The organism is Amycolatopsis sp. NPDC049691, assembly GCF_040675005.1.
Classification (GTDB): Bacteria; Actinomycetota; Actinomycetes; order Mycobacteriales; family Pseudonocardiaceae; genus Amycolatopsis.
Window position 1 is genome coordinate 116,638 of record NZ_JBFANX010000010.1, and the last position, 18,140, is coordinate 134,777.

Annotated in this window: 16 protein-coding genes; 5 read left to right on the forward strand and 11 right to left on the reverse strand. The window is 71.7% G+C overall.

Translation table 11 applies throughout. The features are described from left to right. Nucleotides 1–36: 36 nt before the first annotated feature. The gene (locus AB0J40_RS23665) at nt 37–1,263 is read left to right on the forward strand and encodes an epoxide hydrolase family protein (protein ID WP_364456521.1); all 1,227 of its coding nucleotides are present in this window, start codon (nt 37–39) and stop codon (nt 1,261–1,263) included. On the opposite strand, the gene AB0J40_RS23670 is transcribed toward AB0J40_RS23665, so the two are convergent. Both AB0J40_RS23670 and AB0J40_RS23675 read right to left on the reverse strand, forming a co-directional pair. After that, a complete protein-coding gene (locus AB0J40_RS23670) occupies nt 1,260–2,018 on the reverse strand; it encodes a DinB family protein (RefSeq protein ID WP_364456522.1) in 759 nt (252 codons plus the stop codon). The two genes, AB0J40_RS23665 and AB0J40_RS23670, sit on opposite strands and share 4 nt — an antisense overlap. 43 nt (nt 2,019–2,061) lie before the next feature. Next, entirely contained in the window at nt 2,062–2,817 is a 756-nt protein-coding gene (locus AB0J40_RS23675; protein ID WP_364456523.1) for a CoA ester lyase, read from the reverse strand. Between the two features lie 116 nt (nt 2,818–2,933). Between AB0J40_RS23675 and AB0J40_RS23680 the strand changes: the two genes are divergently transcribed. Then, complete coding sequence (locus tag AB0J40_RS23680; protein WP_364456525.1) at nt 2,934–3,107, forward strand: hypothetical protein; 174 nt, start codon at nt 2,934–2,936, stop codon at nt 3,105–3,107. A 14-nt stretch (nt 3,108–3,121) separates the two neighbouring features. Here AB0J40_RS23680 and AB0J40_RS23685 read toward each other — a convergent pair whose 3' ends face one another. Then, entirely contained in the window at nt 3,122–3,490 is a 369-nt protein-coding gene (locus tag AB0J40_RS23685; protein WP_364456527.1) for a DoxX family protein, read from the reverse strand. 59 nt (nt 3,491–3,549) lie between these two features. Further along, complete coding sequence (locus tag AB0J40_RS23690; protein WP_364456529.1) at nt 3,550–5,850, reverse strand: glycoside hydrolase N-terminal domain-containing protein; 2,301 nt, start codon at nt 5,848–5,850, stop codon at nt 3,550–3,552. 128 nt (nt 5,851–5,978) lie between these two features. On the opposite strand from AB0J40_RS23690, the gene AB0J40_RS23695 reads away from it, so the two are divergent. Continuing rightward, complete coding sequence (locus tag AB0J40_RS23695; protein ID WP_364456530.1) at nt 5,979–6,449, forward strand: hypothetical protein; 471 nt, start codon at nt 5,979–5,981, stop codon at nt 6,447–6,449. On the opposite strand, the gene AB0J40_RS23700 is transcribed toward AB0J40_RS23695, so the two are convergent. From AB0J40_RS23700 to AB0J40_RS23710, 3 genes are all read right to left on the reverse strand, one after another. Beyond that, nucleotides 6,446–7,231: an NmrA family NAD(P)-binding protein gene (locus AB0J40_RS23700; RefSeq protein ID WP_364456532.1), complete on the reverse strand. Its 786-nt coding sequence runs from the start codon at nt 7,229–7,231 to the stop codon at nt 6,446–6,448. The two genes, AB0J40_RS23695 and AB0J40_RS23700, sit on opposite strands and share 4 nt — an antisense overlap. A gap of 56 nt (nt 7,232–7,287) precedes the next feature. Next, nucleotides 7,288–10,881 carry a discoidin domain-containing protein gene (locus tag AB0J40_RS23705; RefSeq protein WP_364456534.1) on the reverse strand — a complete coding sequence of 1,198 codons (3,594 nt, stop codon included), beginning with the start codon at nt 10,879–10,881 and terminating at the stop codon, nt 7,288–7,290. Between the two features lie 322 nt (nt 10,882–11,203). After that, nucleotides 11,204–11,641: a helix-turn-helix domain-containing protein gene (locus tag AB0J40_RS23710; RefSeq protein ID WP_364456536.1), complete on the reverse strand. Its 438-nt coding sequence runs from the start codon at nt 11,639–11,641 to the stop codon at nt 11,204–11,206. A 131-nt stretch (nt 11,642–11,772) separates the two neighbouring features. Between AB0J40_RS23710 and AB0J40_RS23715 the strand changes: the two genes are divergently transcribed. Continuing rightward, nucleotides 11,773–12,969, forward strand: a complete 1,197-nt coding sequence (locus tag AB0J40_RS23715) for a thiolase family protein (RefSeq protein WP_364456537.1) — start codon at nt 11,773–11,775, stop codon at nt 12,967–12,969. Here AB0J40_RS23715 and AB0J40_RS23720 read toward each other — a convergent pair. Both AB0J40_RS23720 and ligD read right to left on the reverse strand, forming a co-directional pair. Continuing rightward, the gene (locus AB0J40_RS23720) at nt 12,900–13,310 is read right to left on the reverse strand and encodes a hypothetical protein (protein ID WP_364456539.1); all 411 of its coding nucleotides are present in this window, start codon (nt 13,308–13,310) and stop codon (nt 12,900–12,902) included. The genes AB0J40_RS23715 and AB0J40_RS23720 overlap by 70 nt on opposite strands. A gap of 44 nt (nt 13,311–13,354) precedes the next feature. After that, nucleotides 13,355–14,302, reverse strand: a complete 948-nt coding sequence (gene ligD / locus AB0J40_RS23725; protein WP_364456541.1) for a non-homologous end-joining DNA ligase — start codon at nt 14,300–14,302, stop codon at nt 13,355–13,357. Between the two features lie 39 nt (nt 14,303–14,341). On the opposite strand from ligD, the gene AB0J40_RS23730 reads away from it, so the two are divergent. Next, the gene (locus AB0J40_RS23730) at nt 14,342–15,181 is read left to right on the forward strand and encodes a PHP domain-containing protein (RefSeq protein ID WP_364456543.1); all 840 of its coding nucleotides are present in this window, start codon (nt 14,342–14,344) and stop codon (nt 15,179–15,181) included. A gap of 7 nt (nt 15,182–15,188) precedes the next feature. Here the strand turns inward: AB0J40_RS23730 and AB0J40_RS23735 are convergent, their stop codons facing one another. Together AB0J40_RS23735 and AB0J40_RS23740 are read right to left on the reverse strand one after the other, a co-directional pair. Beyond that, nucleotides 15,189–17,216 (reverse strand): MDR family MFS transporter, encoded by a 2,028-nt coding sequence (locus AB0J40_RS23735; protein ID WP_364456545.1) that lies wholly within the window; start codon nt 17,214–17,216, stop codon nt 15,189–15,191. 84 nt (nt 17,217–17,300) lie between these two features. Next, a complete protein-coding gene (locus tag AB0J40_RS23740; RefSeq protein ID WP_364456547.1) occupies nt 17,301–18,137 on the reverse strand; it encodes an SDR family oxidoreductase in 837 nt (278 codons plus the stop codon). Between the last annotated feature and the right edge of the window lie 3 nt (nt 18,138–18,140).

An 18,140-nucleotide genomic window follows, 5' to 3' on the forward strand; every position in this document is an offset into this window, starting at 1 on the left:
TGATCTTGCCCGCGGCCGTCTGCGAGAATGGCCGCCATGACCGCCTTTCCCTTGGCGCCCAGCCCGATCCACGTGCCCGACGAGGTCCTCGACGACCTGCGCGCCCGGCTCGCGCTGACCCGGCCGCCGGTGGACGAGGGCAACGAGGACTGGTCCTACGGCGTCCCGGCCGGCTACCTCGGCGAACTGGTCGCCTACTGGCGTGACGGCTTCGACTGGCGCAAGGCCGAAGCGGCCATCAACGCCTACGAGCACTACGAAGTGAACGTCGACGGCGTCCCGGTGCACTTCCTGCGCAAGCCCGGCCGCGGCCCGCGCCCGGTCCCGCTGATCCTCACCCACGGCTGGCCGTGGACCTTCTGGCACTGGGCGAAGGTGATCGACCCGCTGGCCGACCCGGCCGCCTTCGGCGGCGACCCCGCGGACGCGTTCGACGTGATCGTGCCGTCGCTGCCCGGTTTCGGGTTCCCGGGCCCGCTCACCGGCTTCCCGGACGTCAACTTCTGGAAGGTGTCCGACCTCTGGCACACGCTGATGACCGAAACCCTGGGCTACGCGAAGTACGCCGCCGGGGGCTGCGACATCGGCGGCATCGTGACGAGCCAGCTCGGCCACAAGTACGCCGCCGAGCTGTACGGCATCCACATCGGCTCCGGCCTGCCGCTCGACTTCTTCACCGGCCCGCGCGCGTGGAGCTTCACCCGCAACCGGCCCCTGACCGACGACCAGCCCGCCGACATCCGCGCCCGGATCATCGAGCTGGACCACCGCTCGGCGGCGCACCTCACCGTGCACATGCTCGACGGGGCCACCCTCGCCCACGGCCTCAGCGACTCCCCCGCCGGCCTGCTCGCCTGGCTGCTCGAGCGCTGGACGGCGTGGAGCGACAACGGCGGCGACGTCGAGTCCGTGTTCACCAAGGACGATCTGCTGACCCACGCCACGATCTACTGGGCGACCAACTCGATCGCCACGTCGATGCGCTACTACGCCAACGCCAACCGCTACCCGTGGACGCCGTCCCACGACCGCACCCCGCGCGTGGAGGCGCCGACCGGGCTCACTTTCGTCACCTACGAGAACCCGCCGGGCATCCACTCCGCCGAGGAGCGCGTGCGGGCGTTCGAGAACGGGCCGCAGGCGGCGTGGTTCAACCACGTCAACGTCGCCGCCCACGACCACGGCGGGCACTTCATCCCGTGGGAGAACCCCGGCGCCTGGGTGGACGACCTGCGCCGTACGTTCCGGGGCCGCCGGCCCTAGGACGCACCCGACTCGAGCACCGCGAGGTCACGCACCGCGTAACGGTGATGTTCGGCCTCTTCCTTCAGGACCACCTTGAGGCAGCGGCGCACGACGTACTCCTGCTCGGGGTACGGGTCGGCCGGCTTGCGACCGCACACCCGGTCGAGCTCGGCCGGGGTGAGCGCGTCGACGACCCGCCGCATCACCGCCATGCGGGCGAGCCGCGCTGCGAGCACCTCGTCGAGCGTCGGGGTGGCTTCGAGGGTGAGGCCGAGCTTCGCCGCCTCGGCGGGCGGCGTCCCGCCGGCGGGATAGCCCAGCGGGTGGTAGGGCGCTTCCTCCTCCAGCACGGCGTTGCCGAGCCAGGCATCGCAGGCGAACAGCAGGTGGCGGTGGGTCTCGACGAACGACCACTCGCCGTCGACCCGCTCGTGCAGCGCGGCTTCCGGCAGGAGCCTCGCCCGGTCGAGCGTCGCGCTCCACATCTTCTCGATGGCGTCCCAAGCGGCCCGGTAGTCCTCGGGAGTGGCCGCGTCCCGGGCCAGCACCCGTGCGGGGTGCCGGCGGTCGAGCTCGGCCTCGACGTAGGCGGTCACGTCGACGTCGTTGACGACCAGGCGTGCGAAGTCGCCGCCGAGGGAGATGTCGCTGCCGTAGCAGTCGACGATCTTCAGGCCGGTCACCTCGCAATCGCGGATCTCGAGGCCCGCGAGGTCGCACAGGTGGATCCGGGCACCGCGGAACTGGTCGCTCTGGACGTATTCGGAAGCCATCGGGGCAGTCTCGCCGACTCGCTCCGCGCACGCCAGGGCGCCCCTAGTCCCCCAGGATGCGCCGGGCGCGGGCCAGCACCGGCCGGTCCACCATGAACCCGTCCACAGTGGACGCCGACGCCCCCGCCGTGACGACCCGGCGGGCCCACTCGCGTTCCGACTCGGTCGGCGCGAAGCCCAGCCGCACCGGGTCGACCTGACGCGGGTGGATGCACAGCTTGCCGCCGAAGCCCAGCCGGCGGGCGTACCGGACGTCGGCGGCGAGCCGGTCGTCGTCGCGCAGGTCCGTCGTGACGCCGTCGAGCGGCGGGGCGAGCCCGGCCGCCGCCGACGCGATCACCAGCCGCGAGCGCGCGTAGGCGAACGGTTCCGGGTCCTCCGGTGCGACGCCGAGCTCCGCGGCCAGGTCGACGTGGCCGAACGCCAGCCGCCTCACCGACGGGACGGCGGCCAGCTCGCCGGCGCGTTCGACGCCACGCGCGGTCTCGACCAGGGCCACGACCTCGCGGAACCCGGCGAGCACGCCGGGCGTTTCCGCTTTCGGCACGACCACCGGCACTCCGCGCGCGGCCACCAAGGCGGCGTCGGCGTCGAACCACGGCGTGCCGGGGGCGTTGATCCGGACGGCGGCCCGGTTGTTCTCGAGCCAGGACGCGACCGCCGCGCGGGCGGAGTCCTTGTCCGCCGGGGCGACGGCGTCTTCGAGGTCCAGGAGCACGACGTCGGCGCCGCTCGCCACGGCCTTGCCGAAGCGGTCGGGCCGATCGCCGGGCACGAACAGGTAAGTGGTCGCAGGCACGTCGCCGAGCCTAGTAAGGGATCGCGACGCCGGAGACTGCGCGTTCACCCCATGCGGCGCCCGGCCCCTCAGGACGACCGTGAAGTTCCTCGGAAGACCTACGAGAGGAAGAGACCATGCGCGGCGACTGGATCTACGACTGGGTGCGGGTGGAGATGGAGTACCGGGCCGGGCCGCCCCACCCCGTCCGGCGGCGGCGGGAACCCCGCCAGTGGACGGCGCTGTGGGCGGCCCTGTTCTCCGGCCGGCGGATCGAGGTCCGCCACAGCGGGTCCCCGGCGAACTGCTAGGCCCTCCGGAGGTCTCAGCCGGCGAACCGGCCCACCGCCACGAACGCCGCCAGCACCAGCAGCACGACGTTCATCGGCAGCGCCTTGGTTTCCTTGCGCCGTGCGTGCACGACGATCGCGCCGATCTGGATCACCGCCAGTCCGGTGGCGGCCAGCGGCGTCAGCACGGGCGCGATGTCGAGCGCCCACGGCAGGATCAGCCCGACCGCGCCGAGGACCTCGACCGCGCCGATGCCCTTGACGGCCGCGTCGGAGAAGTCCGCCACCCAGCCCATGTTCGGGTTCTCCAGCAGCTTTTCGCGCGGTGTCGCGAGCTTCATGCCGCCGGCGGCGAGGTACAGCGCGGCGAGCAGGCCCGCCGCGATCCACAGGACGACGTTCACGATGACCTCCGGTCCGAAGAAAGTGGTTGAACACTACACCACTTTCCGGAGGTTACTCCTCAACTTGGCTGGACCGTGACCGACTGCCCCGGCCGCAGGGTGATCGCCCGGCGCCACCGCCCCGCGCGCACCTCCGTCCGCGTCCCGCCGACACTGCGGACCACCGCCCGCGTCACCTTCCCGTCGCGCCACGCCAGGTCCACCTCGAAGCCGCCGCGCGCGCCGATCCCGGTCACCCGGCCCGACCGGGCCCACGCCGAGGGCAGCGCCGGCAGCAGCTCCAGCACGCCCGGCCGCGAGTAGACGAGCATCTCGGCCATCGCCGCCGGCGCGCCGAGGTTCGCGTCGATCTGGAAGATCGTGTAGCTGCCCTGGCTGTACATGTCGAAGAAGTTCGGCGCGGTGCCGTTGCCGTTGGCGACCGACGGCCGCAGGACCGTCAGCAGCAGCTGGTACGCGCGGTCGGCGTCCTTGAGCCGCGCCCAGCACGCCGAGCGCCACGCGGTCGCCCAGCCGTAGCTGTCCATCCCGCGCGCGACGAGCAGCGCGCGCACGCCGTCGAGCAGCTCCGGCGGCGCCGTGTCGGCGGCGATCCGGTCGCCCGGGAAGAAGCCGATCAGCGGGGACAGGTGCCGGTGCGTCGTCTCGCCGAGGTTGTCCGGCGACATCCACTCTTCGAGCCAGCCGCTCGTCGGGCTCACCTTCGGCAGGTAGAGCTTCTTCTGCAGTCCCGCGATCCGGTCGCCGTAGGCGCGGTCGCGGCCGAGGATCGCGACGGCTTCGCGGTAGTGCTCGAACAGGTCCCAGACGATCTCCTGGGAGTAGGTGTTGCCGCGGGTGTCCTGCGGGCCGTGCTCGGGCGACCAGTCGTGGTCGTCGACGAGCACCTCGCGGCCGTCGACGGTCATCGGGACCAGCCGGGCCTCCCAGAACTCGGCCGCACCCTTGAGCAGCGGGTAGATCCGCGCGAGGTACGCCTTGTCCTGGGTGAACGCGTAGTGGTCCCACAGCGAGTTGCACAGCCAGGCGTTGCCACCGGGGTGCCACCACCAGCCGGAGCCGCCGTAGATGTTCGTCGAGAACGCGACCGCCCAGCCCGCCACTTTGCCGCTGGTGTTGCGGAAGCGGTTCCTCGGGTCGTTGAACAGCCGCTTGGTGCTGTCCGTCCACACGGGAAGCTGCGCGAGGCAGTAGTCGGCCAGCGCAGTGAAGCTCTCGGGCAGCGCCGCGCGGTCGGCCAGCCAGTAGTTCATCTGGACGTTGATGTCGGTGTGGTAGTCGCTCATCCAGTCGGGCGTGTTGCTGTTCTGCCACAGCCCTTGCAAGCCCATCGGCAGCCCGTCGCGCGAGCCCGTGATCGTCAGGTACCGCCCGAACTGCAGGTAGCTCGCCTCCAGTTCCGGGTCCGGGGTGGCCGGGTCGTCGTGGCGGGCCACCAGGCGCGACCACGTGTCGAGCGCGCGCTTCGCCGGCGGCGACTGACCCAGGTCGACGGTCATCCGGTCGTAGAGGCGCCGGTAGTCGGCGACGTGGGTGGCCAGCAGCGCGGCTCCCCCGGCGCGCGAGGCTTTCGCCGCCTTCTGCTTCGCCAGCGCCAAGGGATCGAGGGACGCGTCCAGGAATTTCCGCGCCGCGTCGGGCACGTAGTTCGTGCCGCCGCTCAGGACGATGACCACGTCCCGGCTGCCGCTGAAGGTGGTTTCGCCGGCGACCGTGCACGCGTACTTCAAGCCGTTGGCGAAGGTGCCGGTGAACGCCGCCTCGCCGGACATGGCCTCGCCGCGGGTGGGCTCCAGCGAGACCGAGCCCGTGACAGGCCCGCCGCTGAGCCGGATCACCACGACGTCGTCGGGGTGGCTCGCGAAGTACTCGCGGCGGTACCGCACACCCTCGTGCCGGTACGTGATCACGACGACGCCGTTGCTCAGGTCGAGCGTGCGCCGGTAGTCGGTCACGCCGGTGTGCGCCGGCACCGAGATCCGCAGCTTCGCCAGCAGGCCGAGCGTGCCGAACTTCTCGCGGTCGTAGGGGAACTGGCCGTCGTCGTCGAGGACGTCGTTGGCGCCGCCGGTCCACAGCGACGCGTCGGCGAGGTAGAGGAAGTCGGCGGCCGGGTCGCCGCCGACGAGGCCACCGATCCGACCATTGCCGATCGGCAGGCCCTGCTCGATGATCTTGCCCTCGGCCCCCGGTGCCGGGTACCACAGCGTCGTCGCCCATGCGTCCGGCACGAGGTCCGCCGCGGCCGGACGCAGCACGTCTGCGCTTGCGGTGAAAGCAGGAGCGCCGCTGAAGGCGAGACCGGCGCCGACCGCGCCACCGAGCTTGAAGAAGGTACGGCGAGAGGGAGGGTTCGACATGTCGGATCCGTTCGGCGTTGAAGGCGGGACCGGCGGGCAGCCCGCCAAACATATGACCTATCCGAACCCGAGGTCAAGATTCTTCGTAATTATCCGGTTACTTTCAGCGGCTTGTACTGTGGTGCGTCGTGACCGGCTCCCGGCCGCGAGGGCGGCGGCTCCTCGCCTTCCTGCGCGAACTCCAGGCGACCACGTCGTGGACGGTGGCCGCCGAGGAGACCGGCTCCGGCTCGACGTGGCGGCTCGGCGGCTCGACGTGGCGGGCCACGGTGGTCGTCGAGCCGCGCCGGTGGCTCGGGCTGGAGTTCGAGGCGCGGGATCCGGTGACCGGCAGGCGCGCCACCTACGACATCGACACCGACCTGTACGACATCGCGCGGCCGGACCAGCGTGAGTTCGCCGAGGAGGTCGAACGCGACATCATCGAGTTCCTCGGCAACCTCGTCGAGGGCGCCCTGCGGCGGGGGAACGAGGGAAACAAGTTCGTGCTCGTGTTCCCCCTGGACGGCTCCTTCGTCCGCGTGGTCCAAGGGCGCTTCGCCACCCGCGTATCGACGCACGCCGATCGGCTCGGCGGTGACTACACGCCGGTGGACTAACGCCTCCGGTCGTGCGGCTCACCCGCGTCGACCCGCTCCTTCAGGTACTCCCGGAAGGTGATCTCGCCTTCGCGGTGCCCGGGCGTCAGGTGGCCGCCGTCGGCGTAGGCCCGGAACGTCTCCCCCGGCACCTTCAGCGGCACGATCCGCCGGACCCGCCCGGTCGCCTCGCCGACCGCCTGGGCCAGCTCGGTCGCCGTCAGGATCTCCGGGCCGCCGAAGTCGGGTGCCCGTCCCGCCGGGTCGTCCTGGGCCAGCGCCGCCAGCCGGCGGGCGACGTCGCGGACGTCCACGGGCTGGAACGAGATCCGCGGCACGGGCACCACCGGCAGCCGGGACGCGCCCGCGAGCAGCGTGCGGACCAGGCCGTGGAACTGCGTCGCCCGCTGGATCGTGTACGGCAGGCCCGAGGAGGCGATGAGCTCCTCGGTCTCGTGCTTGGCGCGGTAGTAGCCGAGCGGGACGCGGTCGACGCCGACGATCGAGACGTAGACCAGGTGCGGGACAGCCGCCCAGCGCGCCGCTTCGACGAGCGTCCGGGCGAGCGTGGCCTCGCGCCCGAAGTAGTCGGTGGCGCAGTGGACGACGACGTCGACGCCGGCCACGGCGCTGTCGATGCCGCGCCCGGTCCGCAGGTCGCCCCGGACCACCTCCGGCCCGGCCCGCCTGCTCAGCACGCGGACCTCCTCGCCCGCCGCCCGCAGCCGCGCCACGACCGCCGAGCCGAGCTGCCCGGTGCCGCCGGTGACCAGGATCCGCACGTCGACCACCTCCGGCGTCATCCTGGCACGGCGGTGCCCGCCGGGAAACGGTTTCCCGGCGGGCACCACACGTGTTCTCAGTTGCGGATGATGGTGAACGTGGTCGTCTTGTTGCGGATGTCCTCGTCGTTGTCGCTCAGCGTCAGCCCGGTGAAGGTCGCCGACCCGACGGCCGGGCCCTGACCCGGTTCCGGCAGCTCGTTGGCCCAGATCCCGATCCCGGACTTGGCGTCGAAGGCGTCCCCGCTGCGGTGCGCGCCGGTGATCGACACGTTCGTCAGCACGGTGTCCTCGACCGGGTGCTCCGGCGTGGTGCCGTCGTACTTGGTCTGGAACATGATGCCGCTGTAGGTCGGGCTCTGGATGTCCACATCGGACACGCGGATGCCGCGGAACTCCTTGGACGCGGAGAAGAGCCAGATCGCCGGGAAGGTCTGCTGGCCCCAGAAGTGGCCGCCGTCCCGGACGAGCGAGGCGTTCTGGACCGTCGTCGGCTGCGGCCCGAACCCGAGGAAGGGGTAGCCGAAGTCGAGCGAGCTGATCGTGATCGCCGAGTACGTCAGCGTGTCCGCGATGTAGAGGTTGCGGAAGGTGTTGTTGTACCCGCCGTACACCGCCAGCCCGGCCGCGCGCCACGGGGTGAGCGAAGTCAGGTTCTCGAACACGTTGTCGTACTGGTTGCCCTGGTTGATGTCCGTGGCGGCGAACAGCGCGAAGCTGTCGTCACCGGTGGACCGGGCCTCGTTGTTGGTGACGTGGTTGCCGGTGCTCCCGTTCGTGAGGTTGACGCCGTCGGCGAAGGTGTCGCGGATCCGGGAGTTCTTGATCGTGGTGTTGTCCACGTTCGTGCCCCACACCATGACCACCTGGTGCTCCACCCAGATGTTGTCGATCGTCAGGTTCGCGACGTTCGTCAGGTTGAACACCTTGCCGGGGCCGTCGATGCGCGAGGTGTAGTTGCCGAACACGGCGAACCCGCTGAACGTCGAGCCGTTCGCGCTCGACTGCACGTCGATGCCGATGTCGGTGTTCTCCTGGCCCGAAGGCGCGGAGAACTTCGTGAACCACGGCCCGGCGCCGGTGACCGTGACGGCCTTGCCGTAGACGTTCAGCTTGCTCGACAGCGAGTAGTTCCCGGCCGGCAGGTAGACGCCGGTGAGGGTCGCGTCCTGGCGGACCTTGTCGAGGGCGTTCTGCACGTCCTGCTGCGTGAACCCGGTGGGCACCGCGAAGTGCGCCGGGTCCGGGTTCGCGACCGCGGTGGCCTGCTCGAAGTTGACGAAGTCGATCGCGTAGTTCGTGCTGTTGGCCGCGTCCTTCTGCAGCTTGATCCTGTGCCCGGCGGGCACGGTCGTGCCGAGCATCGTGCCGGCCTCGTCGTAGATGTGGCGCGGGCCGGTGCCCGGCGAGTTGCCCGGGCCGGTTTCGGCGCCGTAGAGCCACGCGTAGTGCGAGGTCAGGTCGATGGCCTTGAGGAACGTGCCGTCGACGTAGACGTTCAGCGTCGCGTTGATGCCGCCGCCGCCCGCGGAGTCCGGGATGGAGAACCGGGTGACGAGCGTGTTGGTCGACGCGCGGGTGGTGAACTCCACCGACGAGCCGGTCGAGTTCAGCGTCACGGCCTTGCGGCCCGACGCTTCGCCCGCGAGGTCGCCGATGGTGCGGTTCGGCCCGATCACCGAAGCGCCCCCGGCGACGACGCCGTCTTCGGCCTCGTACATGTCGTAGGGCATGTTCGCGCCCCGGCCGACGAACAGCGCCTGCGTGCCGGTGTTGTTGGCCTGCTTGACCGGCAGCTCGTTGGCGTCGTTCGCGACGACCGTCTTGACGGTGTACTTGCCGTTGGCCGCGGTCCAGGTGCCGACGGTGACCGGCGCCGCGGTGGCTCCCGCGGCGATGGCCCCGGAGTAGCTGCCGGACAGCGTCTTGACGACGGTGCCGTTCTGGTCGGTGATCGTCACCGTGATGCCGTGGGCGCCGGCCGCGCTCGCCACGGTGCCCTGGTTGCGCAGGGTCGTGGTGAACGTGACGGTGTTGCCCGCGGACGGGTTGCCCGGCGACCACGCCGTGGCCGCGACGAGGTCGGAGCTCTGCACCGGGCTGACGACGAGTGCCGTCGAGCCCGTGTAGGAGTTGTTGGCCTCGTTCTGCTCGATGACGGCGTTGGCCTCGTCGACCTTCGCCGTCAGCTGGTAGCTGCCCGCGTCGCGGGTGCCGATGTTCGCCGACACGGTCGTCGACGCGCCGGCGGCGAGCGCGCCGACGTTCGCGGTGCCGACCTTGGTGGTGCCCAGGTAGAGGTTGACGTTCGTCGCGCCCGAGGCGGCCGTCCCGGCGTTGCGGACGGTGGCCGACGCGGTGATCGCGTCGGTTTCGACGGGGCTCTGCGGCGACCAGGACACGCCCGAGACGGTCAGGTCCGGGTTCGGCGCGGGGACGCCGAAGACCTGGAACTCCGCCGCCTGCCCGCCGCCGGCACCGGAGTTGGCGGTGACGCGCAGGCGGACGTCGGCGGCCCGGCCGGAAACCGGGATGGTGACGGTGTTGCCGCTCGACGGGCTGAAGCTGTAGGTCTGCGCGGGAACGAGCGTGGTGAAGGCACTCGAAGCCTGGTCCCGGCCTTCCACGGCGATCGTCTGCGTCCGCGGGCCCCACGAGGCGTCCGGGTTGAGCTTGACGACGACCTGGTTCAGGTCGGCGTTCGAGCCGAGCGCGACGGTCAGCAGGTTCGGGTACGTCCCGCCGCCGCCTTCCCAGTACGTGGTCAGGGAGCCGTCGTCGGCGTTGGCCGCCACGTAGGTGAACTCCGTCGACGACGCCGTGATCGGCTTGCCGAGTGCCAGGTTCGTACCGGCCTGGGTGCCGGTGCGGGTCACGGTGTTGCTGTTCGCCGACTGGTTGCCCGCGGCGTCCCGGGCGCGGACGTAGTAGGCGACGGTCGTGCCGTCCGGCTGGCTGTCGGTGTAGGTCAGGACGGTCCCGGCGACGCTGCCGCGGAGCTGGCCGTTCGCGTAGACGTCGTAGCCGGTGACGCCGGTGTTGTCGGTCGAAGCGGACCAGGTGAGCCGGATCTGGCCGCTCGCGGGCTGCGTGTAGGCGAGGTTGCCGGGCGCGGACGGAGGCTGCGTGTCGCCGCCTGCCGGGCCGTGCACCTCGAACTCCGACAGCTGTGCGGCGGGCCAGCCGGTGTTGGCGGAGACGTTCAGCCGGACGAACCGGGGCTTGCCGGTGACGTCCACGGTGACCGTGTTGGCCTTGGCCGGGTCGAACACGTACCCGGCGGAGGGCTTCAGGTCGGTGAAGCTCGTCCCGTCGGTGCTGCCCTGCACGCTGAAGGTCTCGGTGCGGGCGCCCCAGTTCGCGGCGGGGAGCTTGAGCACGAGCTGCGCGACGTCGGTGGGTGCACCGAGGTCGGCCTGCACCCACTGCGGGAAGGCGTTGTTGGTGCTCTCCCAGTAGGTGTCCTGGTTGCCGTCGCCCACGTTCGCGACGGGGTAGCCGGCGAGCTGGCTGCTGGCGGTGTAGGTCGCGGAGGCGGCTTGGGCGGCGGGCTGGACGGCGGCGACGGCCGGCGTGGCCGGGGCGGCGCTCGCCGCGACGGCGGGTACGGCCAGGAGGAGGGGCAGGGCGGCGTAGGTCGCCGCGCGCGACAGGAGTCGCTTCGTTCTCATGGGGTCCTCTGATCCGGGGAGGAGGGGAGACGCGTCGAGCACGCACGGGCCCGGCGCGGGGGCCGTGCGGGAACCGGGGAACGGGAGCACGCGGGAACCGGACCCGGGGGCGCGCGCGGGCAGCACGGGACAGCCGTCATGGGCACCTCTTCGTCGAGGGCTGGGCGGAATCTTCCTGACGTCTGCTTCGATTTCTCGCGCTGTTGTCAGGTTCTTGCACTGATTCGTTCAAGAGTTACCGTGACGGAGGTCTCAAGTCAACGCCCGCCCACGAAAAAGGCCTCCTCGCGGGGGATGCGAGGAGGCCTTCCGGGGATCGAGTTCAGCGCACGGCACCCAGCCGGATCGCGTGGGTGCCCGGGGCGTCGACCGGCTCGCCGCAGTGGGCGCAGACGGTCGCCGGCCGCAGCACCTCACCGCAGGCGTGCCGCCACAGCGTGGGCGGTTCGCCCTGGTGGACGTACTTGTCACCCCAGGCCATCAGGCCGAGCAGGATCGGCTGCAGCGCCCGGCCCGCCTCGGTCGGGTGGTACTCGAAGCGCGGCGGGTGGTCCTCGTACCGGCGCTTCTCGAGCACGCCCGCGTCGACGAGCTTGCGCAGCCGCGCGGCCAGGATGTCCCGGCTCGCGCCGGTGTTCTCGGCGATCTGGTTGAACCGCCGCTCCCCCAGCATGATCTCCCGCAGCGCGAGCAGGCTCCACCGCTCGCCGACGACCTCGAGGGCCTCGGCGACCGAGCATTCGCGACCACGCCGGGTCATGCCACCTCCCTGGGGTTGAAAATCCAACCTAGCACTTCAGTCGCCTGTGACCTGGCGTACAGGTGAGTTGTGTAATCCAACTTACCGAGCGTATACCGAAGACATCCCCGATCTGCGAGGAGGCAGACGCCATGACGGACGCGGTGATCGTCGACGCGGTACGGACCCCGATCGGCAAGGGCAAGCCGACCGGAACGCTCGCCGGGGTGCACCCGGTCGACCTGCACGCCCACGCGCTGCGCTCGCTCGTCGAGCGCACGGGCGTCGACCCGGCCCGGATCGACGACGTGATCAGCGGCGCGGTCGGCCAGATCGGCGAGCAGAGCATGAACACCGCCCGCTGGGCGGCGCTCGCGGCGGGCCTGCCGGAGTCGGTGCCGGCGGTGACCGTCGACCGGCAGTGCGGCAGCAGCCAGCAGGCCGTCCACTTCGCCGCGCAGGGGGTGATCGCCGGCGCGTACGACATGGTGATCGCCTCCGGCGTCGAGTCGATGAGCCGGGTGCCGATGGGCAGCCAGGTGGCCGGGCGCGACCCGTTCGGCACGCAGGTCGCCGCCCGCTACCCCGACGGCCTGGTGCCGCAGGGCATCAGCGCGGAGCTGATCGCCGCGAAGTGGGGCTTCAGCCGGGCGCAGCTCGACGAGTTCTCCGCCGAAAGCCACCAGCGGGCCGCTCGCGCTTGGGCGGACGGGAAGTTCGCCGGCGAGGTCGCGCCGCTCAAGGCACCCGGACCGGACGGCGTGCTCGTCGACGTCACGACCGACGAAACCGTGCGGCCGTCGACGACCCCCGAGATCCTCGCCGGGCTGAAGCCGGCGTTCCGCGCGGACGTCTGGGAGCAGCGGTTCCCGGACCTCGGCTGGCACGTGACGGCCGGGAACTCCTCGCCGATCAACGACGGCGCGGCGGGTCTGCTGCTCACCAGTTCCGAGACGGCGAAGGCGCTCGGCCTGCGGCCGCGGGCGCGGATCCACAGCTTCGCCGTCGCCGGCGACGACCCGCTGTACATGCTGACCGGAGTCATCCCGGCGACGCGCAAGGTGCTCGCCCGGGCCGGGCTGTCGGTGGGCGACATCGACGCCTTCGAGGTCAACGAGGCGTTCGCCAGCGTCGTGCTCGCGTGGCAGGCCGAGATCGGCGCGGACCCGGCGAAGGTCAACGTCAACGGCGGCGCGATCGCCATCGGCCACCCGCTCGGCGGCAGCGGCGCCCGGCTGATGACGACGCTGCTGTCGGTGCTGGAGCAGACCGGCGGCCGCTACGGCCTGCAGACGATGTGCGAGGCGGGCGGCCTCGCCAACGCGACGGTCATCGAACGCCTGGACTGACGGGCCAGGTACGCCCGCAGCGCCGCCACGGCTCCCCCGGGATCCGCGGCGGCGACCGGGAACACCTCGTCGAAGCCCTGCGCCAGCAGTTCCGCGCGCGTCTTCGCCGGCCGGCCGCCGAGCACCACCGGCAGGCCGGCGAGCACGGGGTCGGCACGCACGCGACGCAGGACGTCCACTCCCGACGCGCCGAGCACAGTGGACAGCACCAGGCAGTCCGGGCGCTCCCGGCGGCAGGTTTCGACGACCTCGCCCGCCACGCGCACGTCGTGACCCTCGCGTTCGAGGACCACCTGCAAGGCCACGAGGCTCCACGCGCCCGCGTCCAATCCCGACAGCACGACCTTCACCCCGGGCAGAGCGCCGAGCCCGCCGGGGAAATACGTCAGTCTTCGGGTGGCTCCTCGAGGCCGTCGCGCTCGGCCCACTCCAGCAGCGGTTCGAGCGAGAAGACGGCCTTGTCGATGCCGGCGTGGAGGTCGCCGAGCTCGGCGAACCGGGCCGGGACCGTCGCGATGGTGAAGTCACCCGGCTCGGCGTCGTCGATCTCCTCCCAGCGGATCGGCGTCGAGACCGTGCCTTCCGGGTTGCCGCGCACGGAATACGCGCTCGCGATCGTGTGGTCGCGGGCGTTCTGGTTGTAGTCGACGAACAGCAGCCGCGGGTCGCGGTCCTTGCGCCACCAGGTGGTCGTGACGTCGTCCGGGGCCCGGCGTTCGACCTCGTGCGCGAAGGCCAGCGCGGCGCGCCGGACGTCCTTGAAGCCCCAGTTCGGCTCGATCCGCACGTAGATGTGCAGGCCGCGGCCGCCGGAGGTCTTGGGCCAGCCGACCGCGCCGAGCTCGTCGAGGATCTCGTGCGCCACGTGCGCGACCCGGCGGACGCGGTCGTAGCCGCAGTCGGGCATCGGGTCGAGGTCGATGCGCCACTCGTCGGGCTTTTCGGTGTCGGCGCGCCGGGAGTTCCACGGGTGGAACTCCACTGTGGACATCTGCACCGCCCAGGCGACGTGCGCCAGCTCGGTGACGCACAGCTCGTCGGCATGCCGGTGGTAGCGCGGAAAGGTCACCCGGACGGTCTCCAGCCACGGCGGCGCGCCGTTCGGGACGCGCTTCTGGTGGACCTTCTCCCCCGCCACGCCGGACGGGAAGCGGTGCAGCATGCACGGCCGCTCGCGCAGCGCGTTGACGATGCCGTCGCCCACCGAGAGGTAGTAGTTGACCAGGTCGAGCTTCGTCTCGCCGCGGGCCGGGAAGTAGACCCGGTCCGGGTTCGAGATCCGGACCGTGTGCGGCCCGACTTCCAGCTCCACCGCCGCCGACTTCTGCGCCATGGCCAGACCGTAGCCGAAAAACCGCGTTACGGTGGGTCGGTGAGCCTCCCACCGGACGGGCACGTCCACACCGAGTGGTCGTGGGACACCGTCACCGGGTCGATGATCGGGTCGTGTGAACGCGCCGTCGAGCTGGGGTTGCCGTCGGTGGCGTTCACCGAGCACGCGGACCTGACGCCGTGGCTGATCCCCGAGCCGGTCCGGCCGCTGCTGCCCGACCACTTCCGGGTGCGGCTGCGCCCGGACGGCGTCTTGGCGCCGCCGGACCTGGACGTCTCCGGCTACCTGGCGTGCATCGCGGAGTGCCGGTCGCGGTTCCCTTCGCTGCGGATCCTCTCCGGCGTGGAGCTGAGCGAGCCGCACTGGCACCGGCCGCGCGCCGACGCGCTGCTCGCCGCCCACGACTTCGACCGGGTGCTGGGCTCGGTGCACTCCCTGCCCGGACAGCACGGGCACCACCACGAGGTCACCGTACTGACCGGCCGGCCGCCCGGCGACCTCCTGCGGGCGTACCTCACCGAAGTGCTCGGGCTGGTCGAGTCGACGGCGGGTTTCGCCGTGCTGGCGCACATCGACTACGCGCTGCGGTCGTGGCCGGCCGAGGGGCCGCCGTTCGCCTCCGCGGACTTCGAGGAGGAGTTCCGCACGGTGCTGCGTGCGCTGGCGTCGAGCGGACGCGCGCTGGAGGTCAACACGAAGGTGCCGCTGCCGGGCGAGGTGGTCCGCTGGTGGTTCGAGGCGGGCGGGGAGGCGGTCGCGTTCGGCAGCGACGCGCACGAGCCGGGACTGGTCGGCCACGGCTTCGCGGAGGCGGCGGCGCTGGTCGAGTCGTGCGGCTTCCGCCCGGGCCGCACGCCGCACGACTTCTGGCGCCGCTGATCCGGCGTCAGGCCAGGGCGTGGCGGCCGTGGGCGCGGGACTCGGCGCTCTGGTCCAGCAGCCGCGCCGCGACCCGGCCGATCGCCGCGTCCAGGTCGGCCCGGTTGCCCGTTCCCCAGTCGCCGAGGCGGTCGGCCAGCCAGTCGTGCCAGGCACCGGCCACCTTCGCGAACTCCTCGCGGCCCGGCTCGCTCAGTTCCCAGCCGTCACGGGCGTAGCGCAGGTGGCCGGTCAGCTCGAGCCGGTTGAACGCCGGTTCGAGGACCTGCGCCGGGACGCCGAAGTACGCCCCGATCGCCTTCAGCGTCGCCGGCTCACGGCGGCGTTCGCGCAGGTGGACCTGCAACAGGCACCAGATCCCGCCCTCGTCGAGTTCCGTCCCGGCCCGCGAGACGATCGCCGGGGCGACCTTGCGGCGCTCGCGGAAGAACAGCGTCGCGACCGCGCGTTCCAGTTCGTGGTCGTCCGTGCGGGCCTCCGGCATCGCGAAGCCGTCGCCGAGGTCCGGTGCCGCCGCCCGGGCGGTGTCGCGCAGCGGGACTTCCTTGAGGAAGAACGCCAGGGCCAGGGCCACGAGCCCGACCGGCGCGGCCGCGAGGAACACGACGTGCAGCGAGTCGCTGTAGGCCTTGATCACCGGCGCCGAAACCGCCTCCGGAAGGGCGTGCAACGCCGTCGGCACCTGCAGCGCCCGCGGGTCGGTACCCGGCGGCACCGGGAGCGCGGCCAGCTTGGGCGTCAGCTGGTTGGCGTACACCGTGCCGAAGATCGCCGCGCCGAACGAGCTGCCGATCGAGCGCAGGAACGTCACCCCGGACGTCGCGACGCCCAGGTCGGCGTAGTCGACGGTGTTCTGCACGGCGATGGTCAGCACCTGCATGCCGAGCCCGATCCCCAGCCCGAGCACCGCCATGTACGCCGACGCCTCCCAGAACCCGGTGTCGGTGTCGAGCCGCGAGAGCAGGTAGAGCCCGGTCGTCATGCCCGCGGCCCCGGCCAGCGGGAAGATCTTGTAGCGCCCGGTCCGGCTCACGGCGTTGCCCGCGGCGATCGACGCCACGAGCAGCGCCAGCACCATCGGCAGCAGCCGGACCCCGGACGTCGTCGCGGACGTGCCCTGCACGTACTGCATGTACGTCGGCAGGTAGGACAGCGCACCGAGCATCGCGAAGCCGACGACGAAGCTCATGATCCCGCCGACGGTGAACACCGGGTTGCGGAACAGCCGCATCGGCAGCATCGGTTCCTTCGCCCGCAGTTCCACGAAGACGAACGCGGTCAGCAGCACCACCGACCCCACCGCCATCCCGACGATGACCGGCGAGCCCCACGCGTACTGCGTGCCGCCCCAGCTCGTGACGAGCGTGAGCCCGGTGGCGGCGAGGCCGATGAGCAGGATGCCGAGGTAGTCGATGACCGGCTTGACCGCGGCGCGTGCGTTCGGCATCGCCGACGACGCCACGACCAGCACGACGACGACCAGCGGGATGTTGACGTAGAACGCCCAGCGCCAGGACAGGTGGTCGACGAAGAACCCGCCGAGCATCGGGCCGGCCACGGTCACCACGCCGAACACCGAACCGAGGACGCCCTGGTACTTGCCGCGCTCGCGCAGCGGGACGACGGCGGCGATCAACGCCGTCGAGGTGACCATCAGCCCGCCGCCGCCCAGGCCCTGCACCGCGCGCCAGACGATCAGCCAGACCATGCTGTCGGCGAACCCGGCGCAGAACGAGCCGATGCCGAACACGATCACCGACAGCTGGAACATCAGCTTGCGGCCGAACAGGTCGCCGAGCTTGCCGACCACCACCGTCATGATCGTCTCGGCCAGCAGGTAGGACGTGACGACCCAGGACAGGTGCCCGGCACCGCCGAGGTCGCCGACGATGGTGGGCAGCGCGGTGCCGACGATGGTCTGGTCCAGCGCGGCCAGGAGCATCCCGAGCAGGACTGCGCCGAACACCGCGTTGACCCGGCCCCTGCTCAGCGGTGCGGGTCCCGGCTCGCGGGCGACCTCCGCGGTGGCCGTCATGTCCCACCCCTCCTCGCTCGGCCTTTCGAGGCTAGTGCGCGCCGTCCACTGTGGATAGCCACCCGTTCCGGTGGTCCGCGCGGGTCAGAGGGTCCAGCGGTCCCGCGGTGGCGCCTCGAGGACGAGCTCGCCGTCGACGGCCGCGGCGATCTCCTCGGGCGTCCAGACGTCCTGGTGCAGCACCGGGCGGATGATCGCGGGCTGGCGGACGGTGTGCAGGTGCCCGTCCGCCAGCCGCAGCACCTGCCCGGTGACGCCGGCGGAGAGGTCGCTGAGGAGGTAGGTGACCAGCGGCGCCACCCGTTCGGGCGGGTGCGCGTCCGGGTTGCCGTTCGGGTCGGCGGCCATCAGGCGGGTCCAGGCGATCGGGCTGACGGCGTTGACGCGCACCCCGTGTCCGGCCAGGTCGGCTGCCCACGAGTACGTCATCGAGGCCACCGCGCCCTTGGACGCCGAGTACGCGGCGGCGCCGCGCTGCCCGATCATCGACCCCGACGTCACGTTGACGAGGACACCGTTGCCCTGGGCAACCATCACCTTCGCCGCCGCCGTGCCGCAGTGGAGCGGGCCGAGGACGTTGGTCTCGATCAGCGCCCGGGTCCGCTCGGCGTCGTCGTCTTCCCACGGCGGGGCGTGGTAGCCGACGGCGGCGTTGTTCACGAGACCGTCCAGCTTGCCGAACCGGTTGCGGCACAGGGTGATCAGTGCCCGGGCGTACTCCGCGTCGGCCACCGAGCCGATGCTCGCCACGGCCGTGCCGCCGTCCGCTTCGATCGCGGCCACGGTCTCGTGGGCCGGCCCGGCGTCGATGTCGTTGACCACGACCGCGGCGCCCGCTCCGGCGGCGTGCCGCGCGAACGCCCGCCCGAGCCCGCGTCCCGCCCCGGTGATCACCACCGCCCGCCCGTCCAGGATTCCCATGTG